At 42.7% G+C, this 22614-nt stretch carries 19 protein-coding genes; 3 read left to right on the plus strand and 16 right to left on the minus strand.

The window, feature by feature from the left end; translation table 11 throughout:
- Positions 1-112 precede the first annotated feature (112 nt).
- Complete coding sequence (locus ACM1ND_RS18810) at positions 113-400, plus strand: hypothetical protein (protein WP_418026470.1); 288 nt, start codon at positions 113-115, stop codon at positions 398-400.
- Between the two features lie 225 nt (positions 401-625).
- Here ACM1ND_RS18810 and ACM1ND_RS18815 read toward each other — a convergent pair whose 3' ends face one another.
- The 14 genes from ACM1ND_RS18815 to ACM1ND_RS18880 form a co-directional block, all read right to left on the minus strand.
- Entirely contained in the window at positions 626-1234 is a 609-nt protein-coding gene (locus ACM1ND_RS18815; RefSeq protein ID WP_418026471.1) for a TRADD-N-associated membrane domain-containing protein, read from the minus strand.
- Positions 1235-1420: 186 nt separating this feature from the next.
- A complete protein-coding gene (locus ACM1ND_RS18820) occupies positions 1421-1996 on the minus strand; it encodes a hypothetical protein (RefSeq protein ID WP_418026472.1) in 576 nt (191 codons plus the stop codon).
- Positions 1997-2140: 144 nt separating this feature from the next.
- Positions 2141-2764 carry a hypothetical protein gene (locus tag ACM1ND_RS18825; RefSeq protein WP_418026473.1) on the minus strand — a complete coding sequence of 208 codons (624 nt, stop codon included), beginning with the start codon at positions 2762-2764 and terminating at the stop codon, positions 2141-2143.
- A gap of 356 nt (positions 2765-3120) precedes the next feature.
- On the minus strand, positions 3121-3681 hold the full coding sequence (locus ACM1ND_RS18830; protein ID WP_220025694.1) for an AAA family ATPase: 561 nt from the start codon (positions 3679-3681) through the stop codon (positions 3121-3123).
- Between the two features lie 189 nt (positions 3682-3870).
- On the minus strand, positions 3871-4242 hold the full coding sequence (locus ACM1ND_RS18835; RefSeq protein ID WP_023989607.1) for a hypothetical protein: 372 nt from the start codon (positions 4240-4242) through the stop codon (positions 3871-3873).
- 137 nt (positions 4243-4379) lie between these two features.
- Positions 4380-5519 (minus strand): site-specific tyrosine recombinase/integron integrase, encoded by a 1140-nt coding sequence (gene xerA / locus ACM1ND_RS18840; RefSeq protein ID WP_418026474.1) that lies wholly within the window; start codon positions 5517-5519, stop codon positions 4380-4382.
- Positions 5520-5711: 192 nt separating this feature from the next.
- Entirely contained in the window at positions 5712-6092 is a 381-nt protein-coding gene (locus ACM1ND_RS18845) for an immunity 22 family protein (protein WP_418026475.1), read from the minus strand.
- 159 nt (positions 6093-6251) lie between these two features.
- Positions 6252-8315, minus strand: a complete 2064-nt coding sequence (locus tag ACM1ND_RS18850; RefSeq protein WP_418026476.1) for a methyl-accepting chemotaxis protein — start codon at positions 8313-8315, stop codon at positions 6252-6254.
- A 284-nt stretch (positions 8316-8599) separates the two neighbouring features.
- Entirely contained in the window at positions 8600-9139 is a 540-nt protein-coding gene (locus ACM1ND_RS18855; RefSeq protein ID WP_076264731.1) for a CueP family metal-binding protein, read from the minus strand.
- A gap of 146 nt (positions 9140-9285) precedes the next feature.
- The gene (locus ACM1ND_RS18860) at positions 9286-11673 is read right to left on the minus strand and encodes a polyprenyl synthetase family protein (RefSeq protein WP_418026477.1); all 2388 of its coding nucleotides are present in this window, start codon (positions 11671-11673) and stop codon (positions 9286-9288) included.
- A 221-nt stretch (positions 11674-11894) separates the two neighbouring features.
- Complete coding sequence (locus tag ACM1ND_RS18865; RefSeq protein ID WP_034095069.1) at positions 11895-12815, minus strand: hypothetical protein; 921 nt, start codon at positions 12813-12815, stop codon at positions 11895-11897.
- 161 nt (positions 12816-12976) lie between these two features.
- Entirely contained in the window at positions 12977-13930 is a 954-nt protein-coding gene (locus ACM1ND_RS18870; protein WP_075155074.1) for an ADP-ribosylglycohydrolase family protein, read from the minus strand.
- Positions 13931-14011: 81 nt separating this feature from the next.
- Positions 14012-15097 carry a hypothetical protein gene (locus tag ACM1ND_RS18875; RefSeq protein WP_339200597.1) on the minus strand — a complete coding sequence of 362 codons (1086 nt, stop codon included), beginning with the start codon at positions 15095-15097 and terminating at the stop codon, positions 14012-14014.
- A 2-nt stretch (positions 15098-15099) separates the two neighbouring features.
- Entirely contained in the window at positions 15100-16092 is a 993-nt protein-coding gene (locus ACM1ND_RS18880) for a hypothetical protein (protein WP_339200599.1), read from the minus strand.
- 212 nt (positions 16093-16304) lie between these two features.
- On the opposite strand from ACM1ND_RS18880, the gene ACM1ND_RS18885 reads away from it, so the two are divergent.
- Together ACM1ND_RS18885 and ACM1ND_RS18890 are read left to right on the plus strand one after the other, a co-directional pair.
- A complete protein-coding gene (locus tag ACM1ND_RS18885; RefSeq protein ID WP_418026478.1) occupies positions 16305-16955 on the plus strand; it encodes a hypothetical protein in 651 nt (216 codons plus the stop codon).
- A gap of 32 nt (positions 16956-16987) precedes the next feature.
- Positions 16988-17557 carry a DUF1697 domain-containing protein gene (locus ACM1ND_RS18890; protein WP_418026479.1) on the plus strand — a complete coding sequence of 190 codons (570 nt, stop codon included), beginning with the start codon at positions 16988-16990 and terminating at the stop codon, positions 17555-17557.
- A gap of 112 nt (positions 17558-17669) precedes the next feature.
- On the opposite strand, the gene ACM1ND_RS18895 is transcribed toward ACM1ND_RS18890, so the two are convergent.
- Both ACM1ND_RS18895 and ACM1ND_RS18900 read right to left on the minus strand, forming a co-directional pair.
- Positions 17670-19415 carry a methyl-accepting chemotaxis protein gene (locus ACM1ND_RS18895; RefSeq protein WP_053325855.1) on the minus strand — a complete coding sequence of 582 codons (1746 nt, stop codon included), beginning with the start codon at positions 19413-19415 and terminating at the stop codon, positions 17670-17672.
- Between the two features lie 383 nt (positions 19416-19798).
- Complete coding sequence (locus ACM1ND_RS18900) at positions 19799-22591, minus strand: alpha-mannosidase (RefSeq protein ID WP_418026480.1); 2793 nt, start codon at positions 22589-22591, stop codon at positions 19799-19801.
- Between the last annotated feature and the right edge of the window lie 23 nt (positions 22592-22614).

Here is a 22614-nt window from a genome sequence, read left to right on the forward strand (position 1 = left end):
TTTATCAAAAACATCTTCAACATGTATTGACTTGATTATTTGATATGATAAAATTATGTTTAACAAGTTGAACTTTTATTCATAAAATCAAATACATTGGAAGGTGTTTAAAATGCATAATTCTTTAGAAGCCTTACTTGATTCACTGATTTATACTCGAATTGAATCTTTATATGGCGAGCTTATCAAAAACAACTCCAGCTACAACCAATTTTCATCCGAACGGAATCTCTACTTCAAGCAGTTACATGAAGGAGTACCGGAGAATATACAGAAGACCCTATTCCTTTACGACGATGCTGAGCTTTCTGTTCAAGCTATTTTAGAACGTGAAATTTATTTGCAAGGTTTTAAGGACGCTCTTCACCTGCATAACGAATTACATATATCTTTAGATTGAGAGCCTTCTGGCTCTTTTTCATTTTGATTCTGTCGTATAACGTTTCTGTGTTCACGACGTTCCACCGACTTAAGGCTGCTGGCAGCCGACCGCGATGCGGTTAGTCGGTGCGGATGTGTCCGCTGAATCTGCTTCCCAGCCAATAGCTTCTCGCGGACCGACGAGCCGCCAAAATTCGATGCGTGAATACAATGTTATACGAAAGGCTCTACTAAATTGAATATTCTAAGTTGTAGTTTCACTTTCATTCTTTGAAATATTCAGGTTGTCATTTTTAAAGATACTTTGAATAATAAATCCATAAATTAAATCTTGGTTTTTAACTGACAATTTCTCAGCTAATTGAATTGCCGTTAGAAACTTTTCTGTATTCCTTAAGCTCTCATGAAATAAATTAATTTGCTTCAAAGATTGACTATATAGCCAAAAAAACAATCCAGATATGATTTCAACAATTGAACCTGATATTGTTGTATATATTACTATATTCCCGTTATCTTCTATAAAATAAACACTTATAAAACCCAATGCAAACAGAATAAATCCTAAGAAACAAATTATTAATGCTGATGAAAAAGCATTTCTTGCTTGCTGTTTGTTTATTGTGTAATATTCCTTTAGCTCTCCTACATTTCGTCTCATCAGTCGTAAAATATCATCTGTATCATCATTTGAAAATGTCCCCATTGCTTTGTTTACTTCATTTTGTATTTCTTTTTCTTCTTCTTTGCTTCTCGTCTTATCATAAATTTGTTTCGTAACCAATAGAACTGATGAAGCAATAATAGTAATTGTCACAGATTGAATCATTTGAATTAACGGATCTAACGACATTATGCTACCTCCATGATTGTATTTAGAGTCTTTCGTATAACGTTCCTGTATTCATGAACCCCAAAGGGGTTGTCTGCCGAAATGCCTCATTGAAATCCTTCCAGCAGACCAAGGCTCCAACGGAGCCGATGCTTGAATATTATGTTAGATGATGTCAGCCCTTCCTTGAAATATTGCAACCTGTTCTTAAATTTCTTTAGAATTACGTTCTTTGAACCAAGATGGAGTTTGGACCTTGCTACCCAAAATATCATACTCATTAAAGAGATCTTCAATAATCTGTGCTGCTTGATCTAGCAAATCTGAAAATTCATTACTTCTTATTACACTGCCATTTCTTGTAGCATAGTGAACTATATTATTTCGCATGTTACTCAGATCTATATATCTTTCGAAAATCTCATTAGGGTTAGTAGTCCAATTTATTGTAGTACCAGTTATTGCTGCTGGAATAAAATTATAAAGTTTTCGTCTTACATTGTTATACCTAATAGGCATAATTGCATTATGATCATTAATAAAGTCTAATACTTCTTGCTCTCTTGAACTTATATTTTTATCCTTTAAATTACATTTGATTAAAGAACTCATCCATGCTTCTGCTGAGGCACAGAAACTTATAATAGCTGATCTCTTATATCTCCATTGAATAAAGAAATCCGTGAAACTTTCAGATTGTTCTTTATAATATAACGCATCATTGAATAATTCATGAGACATATTACTTATTGTTAAACCACAGTCCAAGCTGTTATCTTCCATTACCTAATCTCCTTAATGTTTGTAGTTGGTTGATTTCAGCTAACGTTCCTGTATTCACGACCCAGCGTATGCTGGGTGTCGGCGAATGCTGGACCGAGGACGAATGTCCAATGCGTGAATATTATGTTAGTTGATGTTACTGTTCTACTCGAAATCACTAAATCTATTTCTAATCATTTCTGCTTGCTTAGTGGCAACCTCTAAGCTTTGTTCTAGCTTCTCTAAGAACTCTTCAACATAATTTTCTCTTAAAATCGGTATTGTAAAGGTTCTTTCATAATTCAAAGATTTGTATTTAAAAGTGAACAAAACAGAGTTGATTTCACTTACGTTAATTTTATCTGCATCATCTAATATTGCCTGAAACATTCGTCCATCAAATATGACCATCGGATAGTAAATACATATGTCATCCTTTGTTTTATCTTTGCCATAATATAAGCTTGCTTTTACTGCCGCTGTTAGAGCTTTGAATATCGTCTCTCCTGTCTCTGATCCTTTGAAGGCTTCAAAAAAACTTCGAGCTCTATAATCATAACTTTTAAAAGGATGTACTTCTTTAATATAGTTTGTTGAAATCAATCCAAAAGGCTTGGTATTTTCGAAATTCCATACAAACAATTCCTCTAAATCCTGATCATCATATTCGTCAACTTCTGACTCCAAAAATACCCAAGGTTTATTATCGCTTTTCTTGCACTCAATAACTAAAACGTTTCTAACGTATATATCTTGATTGGTTTTTTTGTCCCTAAAGATTCTATTCAAGTGCGAAAGTATATCAATTTCTCTAGACTTTCCTTCGTCTTCATCAATGTAATAGGCACTATGATTTACGAAGTACCCTCTATTTTTTAAAAGCTTCGAAACTCTTAGTTCAAGAGGAAATCCTGTCTTATTGATTTCTTCTTGAATCTTTTTGATGAATTTTCCGACTCCATAGGACTTCTCCTCTTTGCAGTAATTTCAACTAACGTTCCTGTATTCGTGACGCCCAGCATATGCTGGGTGTGTCTGCTGGAATTCCTCCCTGAAATCCATCCGCAGACCAAGGCTCCCTTGGGAGCCGTAGCATGAATATTATGTTATACGAAGGATCATTTTTCTTTGATAGACTCTCTACCTTAAAACTTAAATCTTTCTTTTATCATTTCAGCTACCTGATTTGCTTCCAACCCACTGTTGTTAATCCTTATATAATTTTGTTTAGTAATCTCTCCGGGTAATGAATTCAACCTATGTTTTTCATGAGTTTCAATCAACTCAGCCTCCGACCACTCCACATTTCGTTTAGTTGGTTTATGTATCAATCTATTCTCAGTCGTATTTCGTTTTTTTCGTTCTTCCAAGTCGGCCTCTAGTTCAACCAAGTACACGGTTCCTCCTCTCGATTCAAATAGGTTTGAAACCTGCTCAATGTAGTTCCAATCACTTTGAAGATCAAATGCCCATACAAACGTAAATATGAGTCCTTCCAGTTCACTTTTGGACACTTCTTCAAAAATCTCTTGCCTGATTAGACTAACCAGACGCTTTCCGGCAGGTGTGCCGTAATCAAAAAATAGAGACACAAAATCAATAGACATGTGATTATGAAATAGTTTTAAATCTGTTGTTGCTTCTAAACATTGCCCTACTGTCATCTTCCCCACTGCTTGGGGGCCAAAGATTATAACCATCTTCATTTAAATAACCTCCATCATAAATTTCACTCTAATGATCTTTCGTATAACGTTCCTGTATTCATGAACCCCAAAGGGGTTGTCTGCTGAAATGCCTCTCCGAAATCCTTCTCACAGACCTAGGCTCCAACGGAGCCGCAGCTTGAATATTATGTTATGTGTAGTTATCACTCCATTGATTGACATTCTAATTTACGCCTTCCAACCCATCTCTTTATACAATCTTCTAATCTGTTTTATAAAACTATCATCTTCTCTTCCCTTATTTATAATCTCTTCATCTGTGGTTACAGCCCATCTAAAAATTTGTTCAATGCTCCCGTAGCTACGTTTAAATCCTTTGGCCAACTTCAGTATGTTTTCTTTAGTTGGTGCAAATGATAATACTACTCTTAACTCTTCATCTGTCCAAGGTCTCCCCTTATTTTCTGTACTATACGCTTGTTTTTTCTCATATTCAAAGATCAGTAATTTCGTTTTGTGGATTACTTGGTCTGTTGTTAGTTCTTCAATTCCTTCATTAAGTAATTCAATTAATCTATCTTTATATTCTTTCTTTTTCATAGATTTCCCCTCCATGATCTTTTCAATAATTACACATAACGTATTATTTACGAACTTCCGAAAGAATGCTCTCTTCGTCATATTCACGAACTTCGTGAATCCTGCACTTTGTTCCTTATTCCGGCACTTTCTGCGTTTCAATCCTCCAGCCCGCTCATCCGATCCAACGGACTTTGAATCCGCCCAATGTCCCGTCTGCTCACATGTGTATACCGCTCCGTCGTTCGCACACTCTGATGCCCTAGCAGTTCCTGAATATAGCGAAGATCAATCCCATTCTCCAGCAAGTGGGTCGCAAAGGAATGCCTTAGCGAATGGATACTCACCTGTTTGCGAATGCCCGCTTCAGCCAGCGCTTTTTCAAACACTTTCTGCGCTGAACGTTCCGTCAGGTGGCGGCCTTCCCTCTGCCCAGGAAACAGCCAGTCTGCTGGCTGCCCCACCCCTATATACTGCTCGACCACCGCAAAAGCCGCTTCGGATAGCAGCGTTTGCCGATCCTTCCTGCCCTTTCCCTGACGAACTTTCAGTACTTTCCGTTCACGGTCGCAGTCTTCAAGACGCAACCTCACCACTTCGCTTACCCGCAGCCCGGATGTATACGTCAGGTACAGAATAGCCTTATGCTTTAGATTTTTCACTGCTTTCAACAGACGCATAACCTCATTCAGGGACAGCACATCTGGCAGTTTACTCTCCTTTTTCGGACGAACATAGGCGGCGGATTTGGGCTGCTTTAGCACATGGCGAAAGTAAAATTTCAGCGCGCTGATCGCTTGGTTAACATAAGCGTGCGAAAGGCCTTTTTCGAGCAGCGCCAACGCATATTTTTGCACCGTCGCATCATTTATGCTTGCTTCGGTCCCTTGCAATCTTGCAAAAAAGCGTTCCGTTTGCGATATGTATGCTTTAATCGTCTTGCTGCTGTAGCCCCTTGCCACCAATGCATCGCGCATTTCTTGCCGCTGATCCGGGTTCCATTCACCTCGTTCTGAAGAAGAGGGAACCGCATTAGCCTGCGTGTCCCGCCGATCCAGCCATTCCCGGATGAACGGCAGCTCGTTATTCAAGCGCTCGTCGCACTCGAACTTGCAGCTCCGATACGCTTCCAACATGCTTTCTACAGCTGAGATACTGTAAGGAATGGTCCATATTTTTTCGTCTGGAACCCATTTCCTGCTCGGTATGGATCGAATCCCTTCTCGCTCCTTGACTCCGTATCGCTCCAACCGTACGCCGATCGTTTTTTCATCCCGATAAAGTAGGTTTATCTTCATCTCACTTGCCTCCTTAGTATATCAGCCGTTCAAAAAATTGGAAATCTATTTTTGCACAAAAAAAGGGACTTAAGATGTAAATTCACCTTAATTCCCTGATTCTTTCGGATCAAATTATTGGTCCTTTAAGTTCAATTTTCATTATCATAATTACTTAAAATGAGACTACGAAAACAGTGGAATAGTGTAACGTTAATCTCTTGCATAAGGATACGCGGCTAAAAAGCGCATTTTATCGCCATTTTTTTCAGATAAACCGCTTGTATTACAATCATATATAAAGAACAACGAATTATATTTACCATCTATTTTACTCAAATCATGTAATAGTGGAGATAAAAAAGAATCAACATAGGAAACATCTTTTATACCATCATCTGCCCCATCCATCAGAAAGACTCCTTCAGCAAAATCTTCGTCAAAATCATCTATTTCATGATCATTCAAAAAACCGCTAAAAACATCCTCATTCTCATCTTCCGGGTATTTGATCTCAACATATTCAAACAACTCATCTTCAGAGGCAAAGTGACCGTACCAGACGGACACCATATTTTTTTCAAAGCAATTCATGTCTTCACCCCGCTAATATTTCATTTTATACGTATGGTCTATCTCTATCCCGCACTAACTACCATGCCCTCTACCCCTCAACAGCTGTTGAAGCTAAAAAGCCCGCGCTGATCGCGGGCTTTGCTGTATATCTAGTTAATATCATGCCTAGAAGGCTTGTTACTCCACCTTGAACTGTTTTAATTCGTCTTGAAGCTTATTGGACAATTGGTTTAATTGTTTGGATAGTTCAGCAACCTGTTCGAAGCTCTCCAATTGTTCCTGCGTGCTGGCGCTAACCTCTTCGGTTGAAGCGGAATTCTCTTCTGTGGTGGAAGAGATGATCTCCAACGCCTGCAAAATCTCATCTTTGTGCTTGTGGACTTTGGATGTGTTGGTGCTGATCTGGATCATTCGCAATTTCAAATCTTCCAAATCCTTGTTAATGCTAAAGAATACTTGCTTCGTGTCCTCCACCGATCTGGCATTTTCTTCTGCAATTTTCAGACCATGAACTGTATGCTCAACCGATACGCTGGTTTTTTCTTCAATCACACGTACCTTCTTGTAGATTTCCTGTGTCGCCAGTGCCGTCTGCTCAGCCAGCTTGCGAACCTCCCCGGCAACCACAGCAAACCCTTTGCCCTGTTCTCCTGCACGTGCAGCTTCAATGGAAGCATTGAGCGCCAGCAGGTTGGTCTGCGTTGCAATTTGGTTGACCGTATCGACGATGCTGGAAATCTCATGACGGCTCAGATCAATATCCTGAATAATAGACGACATCGCTTGTGTGGAATTGTGATTTTCTTCCGCCCATCTGGATAACTGATCTACTACAGCAAGCCCCTGTCCGCTTTGTTCAGCAGAGATTTGCACCATTGTTTCGATGGCTTTGGCATCATTGGCAATTTCGTCAATTTGGCCGGATAATGCTCCGGTTTTTTGTAAAATGTTATCCGTTTCGATAGATTGGTAGTTCGTTGCATTGGCAATCTCATTAATTGCTGTCGCAGTATCGTTCATCGTGATCGCGGTTCTGGAAGAAATGGATTGCAAATCATGAGAAGACTGGTTCAAGACTTGAGCTGAGCCGCCCACCATTTGGAGCATGCCTTGAATTTTTTGAACCATATTGTAAATTCCTTGAGAAATTTGCCCGATTTCATTGTTGGATTCCGTATCAAATTGAACGGTCAAATCTCCATTTTCAATCAGCTTGATTTGTGCAAGCAATTTCGGGATTGATCTCAACAGATAACGGAGCGTTATATAACAAATCACAACAAGCAGGATGGTGGCTGCCGCAAAGCCGCCAATGGTAAGCCAGGTAAAGGTTTTTAATTCTGTGAGCACCTCATCTTCAGAAATGGTTAAGCCTACAGACCACCCCGTATCTTTACTGGTTGCATACCCAATATAACGAGGTTCCCCATTATCATTAATTAGCTGTACTCCGGACTCACCAGCAATCATTTTCTTTCCAATCTCCCCAAGATCACCTGTGCTTTCGTTAATCTTTTCTTTCAGCACTTTATTTTGATCGGGGTGATACAAAATATCACCTGTTTTGGATACAAGAATCGAATAACCTGTGCTTCCAAGCGAATAGCTTTGCATAACGGCAGGGATGTCTTTGAAAGCAATATCAACTGCAGCAAATCCGATTAATTGATTACTGCTATCTTTAATCGGATAGAAAATGCCCATGAGCACATTACCCGAATTGACGTCCTTATAGGGTTCTGAGTAGTATAAACCGTCTGCTTCAACAGCTGGCTTGAAGTATGGGCGTGTATGGATATCAAAATCCGGTTTAGAAGCAACACCATCATTCTGAAGAAAGAAGCCTTTACCAGATATTCCTGCAATCCAGGCGTCGGCAAAAGATGGCTCTGCCTTTACAATGGCTGCCAGAGTCGCTACTGTTTCCGCAGCATAAGGAGAAGTTTTCACCATTTCTGCCGATGGGGTGCTTTCTAAATATTGCTTAAAAAGATTGTTCGTTGACATTTGTTTGACAAGTGATCCCTTTTCCTTAAACAACGCATCGAATTGAGTGACAACGGCCTGCGTCTTGGTCTGGAGCATGGCCTCTTGCTGCTTGACAAGTATGCTTTGCGTGCTTGCAAACATGAACGTCCCCAAGGTTGCAAAGACGACAACGATAATGACTAACAAGACCATGGCCAATGTGTTGGCGATGCTGGATGATCTGAATACGCGCTTCTTAATATTTTGTGACATGCTGCCATCTCCCCGAGGAATATTGAGCGAAAAGCTCTTAGATAATATGTCGGAAGTTTGCAGCTATTTTAATAGGTTTTTAGTATACACAATTTAAAGTTTCGCTATCTGATTCCTCATAGATTCCCTCCCAACCTGTTCGGTAACTCCAGCAAAAGATTAGGACAGCACAAAGAGCCTCCGTCAGACGTAGGCTCTTTACTAAAAGCTATATATGAGAACGCAGGGTTTTGCGGATTTAGAGCGTTTCAGCGATCCGTAAGCTCAACCCTCATCCTCCGTCGTTAACCCAACTGCATCGTTGTGATACACGTATCGTTTTTCTCATATGTAGAGAATTCAGTTTCAGCCGTTTTACCTTCATGATTCACGCTAATACGGTATGTTTTATCCCTCGGTAGCCATAGATCAATAAAACCATTGGATTGTGATTTCATGGCGGCATTCTCCATGATGACATTCCCTTCGGAGTCGTGAACGGTCACATTGAACGTTTCGTTTTTTATTTCGCCTTGGCAGCCAGTTAGACTATGAGTTGCACAAGGGTGGGTCTGTTCCACATATGGTGCAATCGAAACAAAAAACTCGTTGTCAGGCAAATCATAATTCATGGTCTGAGTATCGTCCCCTGTGACAATCAACTGACTGGAATTAATGGAAGCGGACTGGGCTGTTGCCTTGCCTGCACTGATATCATGCACCAATTGCTTGATATCTGTTGTCCCGAGCTTTTCCGCTCCTTCTCTCTGAATATTTCCTGCAATTAGGTACGTCCCCAATGCGGCAACAACCAACCCTGAAGCGACCAAGATTCCTTTTTTCATCTGGAGTTCATCTCCTCGTCTATTTTGTATTATTATAAGGGAGAATGCACCATAATGGGCAAAATGGGGTGCTGAAGTCACCAGATATTCACATTCAACGTAAAAATACCCCATTACTCTTGTGGAGCATTGGGGTACACTCGTTTTTAACGGTCCCTGTTCACGACATAATGTATTAAGTGCTTCAGAAAAGCAATATTACGTGGGATCTCTTCCAATGCTTCCATAGCGAGGCAATAGTGTTCCCACATCTCTTTACTGGCACCTTCAAGACCGAGGATGGACACGAAATTCGAATTGTTATTATCAGAATCTTGGCCAACAGGTTTTCCGAGTAAGAGCATATCTCCTTCCACATCAAGTAAATCATCTTTAATCTGAAAAGCAATCCCCATATGATAGGCAAATTTCTTCAAAGCAGCAATTTCCGACTCCTTGACCTGTGCAAGCATGGCTGGCATAACCAGACAAGCCTCAAACGCCACTCCTGTTTTGTAAAAGCACACCATATTCAGCTGCTCCAAGGTCAGTGCCTTTCCTTTGGAATCCAGATCCATCGCTTGCCCCATACACATATCTTCTGCTTTCTGGGCCGAGTATTGTATCAAAGCAAGCACCGTTTCAGCATTGAACTGGTCAAGTGACGATTGTTCCCCAATCGCCTTCTGGATCAGATACAGACCGGTTAGTTCCGCGGTGGCGCTATTGTGCACCTGATGCAAGGTCTGACGCCCTCTACGGGTAGACGCATTATCCTGGGAAGGAAGATCATCAAAGATCAGGGATGCGGTATGCATATACTCCAGTGATCTCAGAAGAGGCACGATTGCCGATGCATCTAATCCATATTCGTTCACGCCCATGACCCAAGTCAATATAGGCCGTATCCGCTTCCCGTCCCCTTCGAGACTGTAATTTGCAGCCTCAATAAGCTGTTCTTTCATGGCCGGAATCCCTTGAGGCTTGGTAATTTTCAATTGGTTGTTAATCTGCTCACGGACCATTTTGACCGTATTGAAAAAGTCTTCCTTTTCCCTCGCATCGTTTTTCAGATGGGTAATCATCTGATCCCGAAGCAGCTTATCTAAGAAATCTACATCATCCGCTTTTTGTACCATCTTCTGAATGAGATTATTAAATTCCGGATTTCCGGATGCAAAGATCTCCATCGTTTCATCATACTTTTCAATACCTACACGTTCTTTATAACGTTTGAGTCCATTCATTGCACGATCCAGTATCACCTCACGAGCCATGGCATCGGAGTCATATACGTTATGGATCAAATAGGAAATAACCGCCCAGTATAATTCAAAGGGATTGATAAGATCCGATCTCTGATGATGATATTTTAAATAGTAGGTATAGGGTGTTACCGCACCGTCTCTCATATCGTCAACCATATCCGCAAAATCATCAGCAAGCTGGTTATAGATACCATAAAAGAATGTTCGTTGCTCAAACCCCTCATCCGCAGGAGCACTAATCACGGAACGGACAATCAATCGGGATGAGGAAGACTTCAAAATAACGGGTATATAAAGCTCTTCATTGGTATAAGTAGCTCTCGTTAGGTCCTTAATACGGTCAATATCTTGAGAATGAAAAAAGACATAGGACTGCTCGAAAAAGGTTTGCTGTGTGTCTGGCCGCTGATGTTCCTTAATATACTCAAATGCACCCGAGAGCTCCGAATGTATGTATTGAATCAACTCCATATGATTTCCGGTCCAATCGCCCAACTCAGGCACAGATCCACTGAGAAGCGCGGCACGTATCATACGGGAATATTGTTCTTTTTCTTCAACCGTCAAAACCTGAGAATCGAGAAGATCATCAATGAAAGGATAGGTTAGACCATAGGAGTACCCAAGCCTGATGGCTTCATCAAGTCTGCGAGCACGTTCCACAGGCAACACTGTATCGTCCATTTCTTCCATCACATGCAGAATAACCCCGATAATGATCTTAATCAGTTTGCGCTGGGCTTGCTCGGCATCCATCTCCTTGGGAATATGGGAGGATACGGACCTAAGTTTGTTGATCACCCAAATTATCGCGGTTTCTATACCTTCCCTCTGGGCCCACCGATACACCCCGGCCAAATTCATAAATTCCGGTTGGTCTCCCCCGTTTGCACGGGTGGATTGGATCAAGTGTTTTTTTACGTCTGCAATGACACGCTGAATCCGGGTATGTGTGTCAGGAGAATCCAGAGCTTTGCCTAGGTCCCTCATATAAATATAGGAGACACTTCGGTCCAGATAATCATCCAATTTGCCTGTATAATTCAGCCATTGAATGTATCTATTATAGTCCCGAGTATCAGGTTTTCTCTTTCTCCGTGAAAAAAAGGATAACCATGAGGAATGATGAATATGATTTTTTTTCCACTTTTGAATGTCTTCTGTCAGGGTAGTCACATAAGATTTGTCTAAGACCTGATCATACAGTAATGCAAAATACTGAATCGCCTTCCGCTCAGCCAGCTGATATCCTGTATTGGCTTGTAATTTTTCATTCATATAATGCATTACCTCAACTTCTCATTTTGTTAAACATGGTTGCATTTCTCCCTGAGGGAACGAACTTGGATCATGTTTTTATCTTTATACGGAAAAAAAACTGTAAGGTTACGAAATTATCATGCTGCTTATCGATACCCCCTCTTTGGCAATATCCATGAATTTAAACCAAAAATATAGGCTCAAAATTACTTTCAATCAACAAAAAAACCCACGTCTGCCGTGGTTTTTTATGCTAACTCTTCAACAGCCACCTGATATAGCAGAGAACCTTCACGGAGCAGCAGGCGGTTTTTTCTGAAATCCTGTTCGTGCGGCTGAAGAAACTCTTGATCGTCATTTAAAAAACGGATGTTTTGCCCTTTGCTCAAACTACCTGGCTTCACATTCTTTTTCAGGACATATTGTCCACTCTTTCCATACCCGCCATCGAATAAAAAGTGATATCCATCTGTAGCCACCCCGGAGCAGCCGGAAATCCTCGGATTCATAAACGTAATATTCGTGTGGTCACTACCGGAAATACGTCCTAATGAAAAGTCTGAATAGTAATAAAACCAGATTTCCTGTTCGCTGACTACGTTTAATGCATAGCAATCATCAATAGCTGCTGCTTGGTTCTCATATATTTTATCTCCCTTTTCATTCCAGGCAACAAGGCCGGAGGACCCAACAGGCTCAACCCAACCATAATTGCCAAATATACCTTCGTCAAAATAACTGGTCCAGATCGTACCTTCTTCTGTTACCTGAACACTCTGGATGCCGTCTCCAAGCAACATCTCATTGACGGTATGACCTTCATAATCAAGGATTTTACCATTTAGATCGTATTGACCAGGCCCATAATAATGGCACCGTGCTCCGACGAGTAACAAATGATTTTTTAGAGGCTGTACATAATGATAGTTGAACTGCTGCCCCTCCACACACACTTCTTCGATGTGATCGTCTAGGATGAGTACCTTGTAAGTATGTCTGTCTTTAAGAGAGGCAGGCGTGAACATCCCCCGCACTCGTTCTGGGACTTTATCAATCAGCAAAATATACACGCGCCCATCAGGGCCAAATTGGGTCGAAACGATCTCAAATCCTTTTATATCATTGGAAATATCAGCAAATGAATGAAGCCGTTTAAATAGATGTGACAAGGTAATTCCTCCTCTGAAGGGTCAATAAAGTGAAGTGTTATTTGTATTGAACTCATTTTGTCATAACGGCATGTTGCTGAGTAGGGCGGAAGTATGGCGATATAGCAAACAAAAAAACAAGCTGGGCTCTGCTTCATAAGAAAAGCAGCCCAGCTTGATCTTTATAGATGTTCCCCTTGGAGCGTTTGGTCCTTCTCAACCTTCTGCCATAAAGCCTCAGTCAGTTCATCTATCGTCTCCTTCATCGCCAGCTTCTCGCGCCAACGACTCGGAATACCGCTTATTCCGTAATAAGCTCCTGCAATTTGCCCGTACACCGCCCCAGTCGTATCAGCATCATCCCCCAGATTCACTGCCAACAGTGCTCCCTCTTCAAATGAAGTCGAATGGTGGAATGCCCACAACGCAGCCTCAAGGGAACGAATGACATACCCGGTTCCTTGTATTTCAGGCGGCTCTTTATGCCGGTAAGATCCCCGAATTATTTCTTCAATGGCTGCCGAATAAGCGGGCTCGTCCTGCCGCCACTTATAACAGACGTCCGCCGATAACATGGATTCTTTGTCCGCTCCTCGCAAACCTGCCACAAGGATTGAAGCAAGCACAGCACAGGACTCCACACTTTCGACTGCTCCATGGGTGGTTCGTGAGCTCATCTCAGCGTACATCACCGCCTCTTCCGGACGGTTCGCATAGGCCATAGCTACAGGTGCAAGCCTCATAATAGAGCCATTGCCGGCAGTCATGGGGTCAACGGACCCACTGTACGGATCTCCGGTAGCTTCGAAGCGATGCAGTGCTGCTCTCGTTGCACCACCGATATCAAAGCACGTTCCCGTGCTGCTCATATATCCCAAGTGGTACCAATTGGTGTATCGGCGCATTTGATCTGCCGGATCAAAGCCATCTTTTCGCACCATACTCTCGGCCAAGCAGAGCGCCATCGACGTATCGTCCGTCCACTGGCCCGGCTTTAACCCAAAGACACCGCCGCCCACGATATCCGTTACAGGTTCAAATGTACCTGGACTGCTGAATTCCACAGTGGTTCCCAAAGCATCGCCCACGGCCAGCCCAACCAGGCATCCCAAAAAACGATCCTTGATAAGTGCCATTTTGGTTTTACGCCCCTTTTCAAATGTAATAACTACCGCATATTTTCCCATCTCGCCAGGAAGGAAGCCCGACACTGCCATTTATTCGTAGCTTAAGGCTTTACAGCGGCTATCCGGTTTCAATTCAATGAAAATTCCTGCCTCTTGATGGTAAACGAGTGGAAACCGCTCCGTATCTACATATTCCCGCACACCGCTTGAAAGCCGCCATACCTGAAGCGAGACTCCTTTTCCCCATAAGAATAATCGGTCACCACAAATGGCCATATCCGCTTGGGGAAAAGGAAAAGTCCCGTCTTCAACAGGCTCACAATTTAGAGATGGAATCGCTGGAAGCACACGTCGGTACCCGGGCTGGGTCATATCGAATAGGACAACAGCCGGTTCAACTCCTTCCTCTCCCCAATCTTCCTCCTCCAGTAAATCAGCATCCATCTGTCCCCAAACCGCCAATGTATCGGGTCCTGTCCAGCACACTGGCCCATCCCAATCTATGGTTTGCCAAAGATCGCGAACCGACGGACCCTTCTCCGATGCCCATGGATTCAGCAGCCAATCCGATAACGACCAAGTTCGGACCACTCCAATCGGAGCCCACACCCATCCCGTATCCGCAATCCACTTTCCCCCTGGTGAAATCAGCAGCCTCCCATGAAAATAATCTAGATAATGCTCATTTTTGCTGTCGCTGTTATACACAGGGGTAGGTCTTGCTGTCAAAAGCATGCCTGTTTCTACATCCGTCAGATCAAGCCGGTTCCATTCCGTCCCATGAACAAGAATGCATGCACCATCTTGGTGTACAAATGCCAGGGGAAACATACTTTTATCGTAGTGATATTCGTCCCGTGATAATTGCATTTTTTCTTGAGCATGGACTAAATCATACACTGCCGCATGCCGTCCAAAACGATTGGAGATAGCTACGTAGTTGCCGTCAGAACTGGTAACCATTTGGACAGGTTGCATGGGATTAAAATCAGGAATACAAATACGTGTGCACAATTCTGCGCTGCCAGAGCGAAGTTCTAGTCTCCACAGTTCTGCTTGTGTGTTTAGTGCCAGCAGGGTTATGCTTTCCTGAGAGTCCCCCTTTAGTGGATGAATGGCTGTAAGGCGTCCGATAGACGATGGTAAGTCAGGTAAAGAAACGTGATGGAATGGCATGATTAATCCCCTTTTACTCTAGATAAATAATAATCTATACCCACATTTGTGAAGCTGGATTTATCAACAAAAAATCTGATATCAAGCAATGCAGTCAATACTTTCATAAAAACTCCCGGTTTTTTCTTGCAAAACAACTTAAGATATGTAATTTCACTAGGATCTCTTTTGAGAACAAAATAGGAGTAATTCATCAAGATCAAATGGGAGATGAACTGCTCTGTTGGAGATTGATGCTCATTGATACAGTCTATCAGCACCTCTAATACCCTATTTTTATTAGATTTGTAGGCTTGCATAAACATCGTTGCTTCTACAAATGGTTTGTTGAAATCATCGAATGGAAAATCATATACATCATGACTACCCAGCATAAAGTTGACCCATTGGCCTTGTAAAAATTTTATTTTTTCCAGCGCTGCTTGTGTATCCATATCCATCTTACTTTTGTGAATATGCTCATGCAAAATGTTAATAAGAATGTGCAGATCATAATATTGTGCGTCTTCCATTCTGTACATAATCCTATTATTTTCAATCGTTAGACGATCATAAATGTCGTCACCTAAACCCAGTTCAAATAAGAGATGGTGAAGGAAAAATAGTCTGTCCTGAGTAAGCGAGAATTCATTCCCTCTCTCTCTTAGATGTGAAACTTGATATTGATAATAAAAACAAAATACGTTTTTTCTCCTATAAGCAACATCTTTATGTATATCAAAAACATTAAAAATGAACGAAAGCAATCGAACCAGGCGTTCAGCATCCAGTTCGCTTCGAATGACATCATCCATTTTTGTAAATAGCGACCTGTCAAACAGATCATGCCATCGCACTAGAGAAACATAATCCTGTTCGTTTATATTCAGGGTTAATATTCTTAAATTTTGCTCTTGATCGGGATAAGAATAAAATAGATATTCATGACTTAAATCAGAAATTCGCTCATTAAAATAAGCTCTTAATTTGTAATCGTATATTTTAGAAAAAGACATGCTTATCCTCCTTACAAGTAAGCCTGAGCATATTAAACTAAGCACAAAACATTTTCGAACTCCTATATTGTAAAATTAATCTGGATAGACTGGCAAGGCGGCACAATTACAGAAACATATGTTCTCCAAATCTATATTATGATATCTTTAGGCTAGAAATGAAACGTTATTGTCGGAGGTCATAGCCTACAATTAGAAAGGAATGAACACCTATGAAACAGTTAAGCGAAGCTTTGGCCCGTTTTGTACAACAACAAAACTTATATAATGATGCCTACGGGCTGTTCCAAAACCACGACATCCAGCCCCGGATGGAGAACCTAACAGATTGCTGGGACAGACGGATTCCCGTACCCCCTGAGCTTGAGTACCTGTATAGCCATTATGAAATGATCGATGCTAAGGCAGCGGGAACACACAAATTAAAAAATGCAGCAGTTGAAATCGGGGATGCCGCGGTTCTCTTTTTTGCCGCACCAGAACATCTGTATCGCCAACAACTAGGCTATCGCTGGATTACATCTGGTGAGTTTGTCCAAGAATCTCCTTCGTGGCCGCCCCATCATGTCGTGATTGCCAATTTTAATGACGATCCAGTCATTGTCGATACTAGCGCACTCGGTTCCCCTGTATATGCTGCTTTTGAAGGTGGGGCAGCGCACCAGGTTGCCAACTCTTTAGCTAACTTCTTTACGGCTCTTTCCATCCTGATCGAAGGTGCCTGTACCTTTAAGGGAGAATTGAAAGATGAGGAGACCTACGAAACCAAAGCAGAATATATCGAGCACGTAAAACCATTGCTGCATCCGCTGTTGAGCGAAAATCAAACCACGTATTTAATGGAATACCTATCCCTTTGTTAGAAATCCTTTTTTTGAAGAGAGGTGAAGCTTATATGATCTATATCGCATTACTGCGGGGCATCAATGTTGGCGGCAACAACAAGATCGAGATGAAGAAGCTCAGGCAAACGTTTGAAAATGCAGGTATGGGGCATGTGACGACTTACTTTAATTCTGGAAACATTATTTTTTCTAGTCAGACCCAGTCTAACCAGGAGCTTTCACTCATATTGGAACAGACGATTCTGGAGGATTTTAGCTTACCCATCCGCGTCATCGTCCGTAACATGAAGGAAATTCAGAGCATTATGGAGGCACTGCCGAATGAATGGTCTAATGATACACAGATGAAAAGTGATGTAATGTTTCTGTGGGATGAAATTAACGATATTTCCGTTCTGGACAAGCTTCCTTTGAAACCGGGAATAGGCCATGTAATATATACGACCGGGGCCGTTCTGTACTCTGTCAGCAAAGAACAAGTCACAAAAAGCGGGTTAACGAAATTAGTCGGCACCAAGCTGTATCAGCAAATGACGGTGCGGAATGTGAACACAACTCGTCAGATTTATAAGCTGATGCAAATGGCTGAACAGGAAGAGTTGCAGGATACGAGTTCTTGACTGTAATCCAAAAGCAACGTTGGAAGGGTAAACTTAAAAAGGAGCCTTTTTAGGGCTCCCCAACTGTTTTTCTTCGATGTAAAGTTTTCCCTAGTCTTTATATATTGTCTCGTTAAATTTTAAAGCCTTCGACCAGTTCATTCAGTCGGGCAGCGCTTCCCTTCACCTGATCAGACTGGTGTGCCACTTCAAGAGATTTCTCCGTCGATGAAACCATATTCTCTGCAATGTGCTGAGTGGATATAGCGGACTGTTCGCTGGCTGTTGCAATCTCATGAATTGCTCTCACCATGGTTTGGATGGTTGCATTCACCTGCTTAGAGGTAGCGTTCAAATCATTGACCGTGTTCGTATGCTCCACGGCATCATTGTAATATTGTCCTGCTGTATCCTCAAGCAGCTGATAATCCTTGCCTACCTGGGCTTGCAGGAAGTGCAGTAATTCTTCGGCATTAGTAGTTAAATTCTCTACCGATTGCACAACTTCTTGAGTAACACTCTGAATTTGGTCTACCGCGTGTTTGGAGCCGTCTGCCAACTTGCGAATCTCGTTAGCCACAACCGCAAACCCTCGACCTGACTCACCCGCACGAGCCGCTTCAATGGATGCATTTAGAGCCAGCAAATTGGTTTGTGCCGTAATTTCTAAGATAGACTGAGAAAGTAAACGAATTTGGTCTACGGCCTTGGCTCGTTCTAACGCTTCCTTCATCTTTTCATTGGCCTTCCGGTAAATTTCCTTGGCCGCTTTATTGGATTCACTTGCCGCATGCTTCAATGTTTCGGCTTTTACACTTGTATCATGGGCAGACTGAGCTCTTTCTTGAGTTTTGACCGAAATGTACTCTGCTGCCCGCTGCATTTCTTCCGCCGAATGGTTCATATTTTCGGTGTATGCCGAAGTCTCTTCCATAGCTGCTGACAGCTGTTCGACCGTGGCAGATACATCTCTAATCCGCTCATTGAGATCTGTCATATTATGATTCGTCTGATCACTCAGTTGGTTAATTTGGCGTGACTCTTTGATAACCCCCGTAATGACCATTGAGGTTGAATCTGTCATTTGTTGAATGGCACGCGCAATCACAGCGATCTCATTATTTCCTTTAAGCAAGGCAGGATCAAGTGCTGCCGTTAAATTTCCTTGGGTAATCTCCTCACAGTATTTCGTAATTGTACTCATCCGAAAACGGATATTTCGAATGGCCGCAAAGGAGATGGTGATAAGAATAGCCAGCACGAGGGCCAGAACTGTGATCAAAACAATTGTACGCATTTTAATCTCATTTTGCGTATTTTGATATAAGTTGGCGGATTGCTCATTGTTATAATCTGAAATCGTAGTCAGCATCGTAACAATTGCCGTACTGGATTTATTAATCCGGCCTCTCTCTTCCGTGTCATACGTTCCGCTATTTTTTTTGACTGCCATGATTTGCTCAATATCCTGATAATATGTGTCTATACTCCCCCGTAGTTCCTCGTACATTTTCTGTTCCTTAGCATCCAAATTCCTTTGTGAGAATTCATTTAGTCCGGTTGTAACGCTATCTTTTCCTTTCTGCACCTGCTTATACTGTTTATCTGTGTACTCCTTATTGTCGAGTATTTTTGTATAATTAGCCCGCATATTATAGAAATCACTTTTGACTTCAAGAATATTCGTTTGGTGTTGAAAGCGATCCACATACAAAATACCTTGACCCTCTTTAGCTTGATACATACCGATAACCCCTACCAACGATACAATGAGTAAACCCACTAAGCTGATTACAATCATGGAGATCATCGTTGTCGTAACCTTTAAATCTCTAAAACCCTTCCCTTTTTTAGTCCTGTCTGATAGCTTGTTACTCATCCAAACCCCTCCAGATCGTCTATGGATAATAGTTCACGCTGCTCTCAACTTTCACGAGTTTCCGCTCGGTCTCCTTGACATTGCCCTCCAAACAACACAATGAAGCAGATCACAGAACGTGATGATATCTATATTTATATATATCGGTAGAAAGCGCTTAAATTTATAAGTAAGATAACAGTGATGCAAAAATAAAGAATATTATAATAGGCAACTTCATAGTTGGACTTGCTATGTAACTCAAAAATTTTGATGCTCATGGGCTTAAAGAATTTGCTAAACCTATCTACTATTTACTTTTAGCCATATGATAACAAGCCCCGATGATAAGTTATTCCATCGGGGTATATTATCCTATTGCTATGGCCTTCTTCTCTTTATTATTAAGTCTTCAATTTAAAACCTAGTGTGATAATTTCATGCGGCTTTACAGACTGAAGTAACTCATCAGAAGAATCCATTACGATGTCTTCTCCTTGTTCTTCGAGGATATTACTTTTATAAAAATCGTATTGCTGCGTCCTGGGCTTGATAATTAATTCGGCTATACTATGACTCATATTGTACCAGCGTAACAGCACATCCCCCGACAGCTCATTCATTTTCATAGAGGAAAAGGCAAGCTCCGTGCTTTTCCAATCAAACGGCGCATAATCTGGAGCAACTGTACCCTCATGAATCCCCGTTTGTTTTACAATCCAAGGAATTTGGTATTGATAGGCTTCTGCATACGCGCCGGACTGAATACCGTCGCCATCATGTGGAATGATTTCCAGACGGGCGGTATGCTCACCTGGACATTGCGCTTCTGGCGTCGGGAACCATCCCCAATCACCCAGCTCGCCAACTGAGCGAAGCAGCGTTACTGCAATCGTGTTGTGTCCATCACGCAGCACTTCATATTCATTCAACCCGAGATTGGCCACGGTCAGACCGGTTTGTCCCCCGCTTACATCCACAAACGCCTGCTGATGCTGTGTGTTGCTTGGGTTTTCCCACTCAGGTGAGGGTTCATTGTCCCGGATTGCAATTTCAAACATGGAGTCCACCCGATGCTGACCAGAGTCTAGATTTGTCGGAAACAGCGCGCGTAGTCGGTGATCCTTGGCTTGGTTGTTGAAGGTGGTTTCCATGGAAACACCCCTGCTGTTCCGAGATAAAGAAATGACAGTCCGTATCGTCAGCGGAACAGTCTGTCGGGAGCGCTGAGCCTGACGATACGGATAATAAACTAGCTCTCGCTGCTCCTGCCCCAGCGTTTCATCCGCAGAGGCTGGTATTTCCCAATGATGGATAATCTCCAAGGATGCGAGAAAAGGTGTATCTTCAAGCACACGGATGTCAGCGATCAAATCTTCGGTGGTCCGCGCCTGCTCTCCCTCGGGATGTCTGAACATATACTCGTTGCCGATATCACCAACATTTTCATATACGCCAAGGTCTTTGTAGCTGCAGCCTGTACGCTTATCCGTCAGGGTAAAAGAGCCGTTATCCGCAATTTCGACGTGAAGCAGATCATTTTCCATACTTCGACTGCCTTGAAAAAGTGAAGAGGAGTCAGTCTCGACATTGCTTTTCAGCCAAGCATAGGTTTTTAAGCCTAAAAGGGGCACACGTTCTACCTCAAAGGTAAGGCGAACCCGACGAGACATGTAAGGCTGGCGGAATCGATCATCCGGCAAATCATAACCGAACTGTAGCCCGAGGTCCTCCACCTTGCATGCCACCGGACACCCTTCACTGTCCACCAGTACGCGCCCGGAAAGATCCACTTTCTTCGCTCGATGAGAGGCCTCCTCAAGCGTGTATCCTTCACGGAAGTACAGACGCACCACTTCCAGTTCTGCCGACACTATACCACTGCGTTCCCAGCCTGACGTATTAAAAATCACGAGTGGCAACGCATCTTCTCCAAAGCGACTGAAGCCCGTCGTATCCACTGCTTGCGCAATGACCTCAATGCTTTCATCCACAATGCTCTCGGCTACATGACGGCTCTTATCAAACCGGGTCACCATCTCACGGTGCACCTCGTCCACACTACAGCCGCAAATACTGTCATGCGGATGGTTCTGCATCAGTGTTTTCCAGGCATAGGTGAACAAATGGTGAGGGTAAGCCTGCCCCAACAGATGCGCGAAGGTTGCAAGCGGCTCAGCCACTTTTTCCAGCATCACTTGTCCCAACTGGTTCATCTGTTTCAAATACACCCGGGCAGAAGCCGTATTCACCAGCGTTCCCCAGCCGTCCGTGCGCTGACTGCGAAACTCTCCCTTCACTGACGAGAGTTGCCTTTGGGTAGCCCGTTTCAGAGAGGTCAGATAATCGTTGAAATTGGAATGAATAAACTCCATATCCGGATAAAGCTTCTGTGCCGTACGGATTGCTTCCGGTAAATCAAGCTGTAAAGGCTGGTGATCGCATCCGTTCATGAACAGCAGCTCGCCAGTTGAAGCATATTTTTGCGCATCATCCAGTTTACGCTTCCAATAAACCTTGGCTTCCGCCTCATCTACCGGAACCTCATTGCCGTTAGAATACCAGTTAGCGAATAAAATACCGAGTACCTCCGATCCGTCTGGCCCCGTCCATAACAGTTCCGAAAAGGAGGACTCGTAGCCTCTATCCGACACTGTATTGTTAAACCCTGTGGGCTTTACGCCCCTTCCGAAGAAAACATTCGTAATCCCCGACTGTAGCATTAACTGCGGAGTCTGCCCAACCAGACCAAACGTATCGGGGAAGTATCCGATCTTGGACGGATTGCCGTAACGTTCAGCATCGCGGTGCCCGATCTGCATATTACGTACATTGGCTTCGCCGCTGGTCAGAAAAGCATCCTGCAAAATGTACCAGGGTCCGATAAAAATACGTCCATTGCGAATATACTGCTCCAGCCGTTCCTTATGCTCGGGGCGAACCTGTAGATAATCCTCCAGAATGATCGTCTGCCCGTCCAGATAAAAGCTTTTATAATCCGGGTCCTGCTCCAGCTTATCCAGTAGAGAATCCATCAGGCTAATCAGGCGCATATGGTGCTTCTCATAAGGCAAATACCACTCCCGATCCCAGTGGGTATGCGAAATAATATGTGCTGTCGTCTTGCTACCCGTATATGTGTCTACTTCCCTGCTTATCGCTTGATTGCTGATTGATTCATCCCTTTGCTCGCTCATCGCATATCTCCTCACCGTATGTC

This window comes from Paenibacillus sp. JJ1722, assembly GCF_048282685.1.
In the GTDB taxonomy this organism is placed as follows: domain Bacteria; phylum Bacillota; class Bacilli; order Paenibacillales; family Paenibacillaceae; genus Paenibacillus; species Paenibacillus polymyxa_B.

Excerpts from the sequence above, each read along its gene's own strand:
- ACM1ND_RS18810 (WP_418026470.1), top strand. The coding sequence starts at position 113 with ATGCATAATTCTTTAGAAGCCTTACTTGATTCACTGATTTATACTCGA.
- ACM1ND_RS18815 (WP_418026471.1), bottom strand. The coding sequence starts at position 1,234 with ATGTCGTTAGATCCGTTAATTCAAATGATTCAATCTGTGACAATTACT.
- ACM1ND_RS18820 (WP_418026472.1), bottom strand. The coding sequence starts at position 1,996 with ATGGAAGATAACAGCTTGGACTGTGGTTTAACAATAAGTAATATGTCT.
- ACM1ND_RS18830 (WP_220025694.1), bottom strand. The coding sequence starts at position 3,681 with ATGAAGATGGTTATAATCTTTGGCCCCCAAGCAGTGGGGAAGATGACA.
- ACM1ND_RS18835 (WP_023989607.1), bottom strand. The coding sequence starts at position 4,242 with ATGAAAAAGAAAGAATATAAAGATAGATTAATTGAATTACTTAATGAA.
- xerA (WP_418026474.1), bottom strand. The coding sequence starts at position 5,519 with ATGAAGATAAACCTACTTTATCGGGATGAAAAAACGATCGGCGTACGG.
- ACM1ND_RS18845 (WP_418026475.1), bottom strand. The coding sequence starts at position 6,092 with ATGAATTGCTTTGAAAAAAATATGGTGTCCGTCTGGTACGGTCACTTT.
- ACM1ND_RS18850 (WP_418026476.1), bottom strand. The coding sequence starts at position 8,315 with ATGTCACAAAATATTAAGAAGCGCGTATTCAGATCATCCAGCATCGCC.
- ACM1ND_RS18855 (WP_076264731.1), bottom strand. The coding sequence starts at position 9,139 with ATGAAAAAAGGAATCTTGGTCGCTTCAGGGTTGGTTGTTGCCGCATTG.
- ACM1ND_RS18860 (WP_418026477.1), bottom strand. The coding sequence starts at position 11,673 with ATGCATTATATGAATGAAAAATTACAAGCCAATACAGGATATCAGCTG.
- ACM1ND_RS18870 (WP_075155074.1), bottom strand. The coding sequence starts at position 13,930 with ATGGCACTTATCAAGGATCGTTTTTTGGGATGCCTGGTTGGGCTGGCC.
- ACM1ND_RS18875 (WP_339200597.1), bottom strand. The coding sequence starts at position 15,097 with ATGCCATTCCATCACGTTTCTTTACCTGACTTACCATCGTCTATCGGA.
- ACM1ND_RS18880 (WP_339200599.1), bottom strand. The coding sequence starts at position 16,092 with ATGTCTTTTTCTAAAATATACGATTACAAATTAAGAGCTTATTTTAAT.
- ACM1ND_RS18885 (WP_418026478.1), top strand. The coding sequence starts at position 16,305 with ATGAAACAGTTAAGCGAAGCTTTGGCCCGTTTTGTACAACAACAAAAC.
- ACM1ND_RS18890 (WP_418026479.1), top strand. The coding sequence starts at position 16,988 with ATGATCTATATCGCATTACTGCGGGGCATCAATGTTGGCGGCAACAAC.
- ACM1ND_RS18895 (WP_053325855.1), bottom strand. The coding sequence starts at position 19,415 with ATGAGTAACAAGCTATCAGACAGGACTAAAAAAGGGAAGGGTTTTAGA.
- ACM1ND_RS18900 (WP_418026480.1), bottom strand. The coding sequence starts at position 22,591 with ATGAGCGAGCAAAGGGATGAATCAATCAGCAATCAAGCGATAAGCAGG.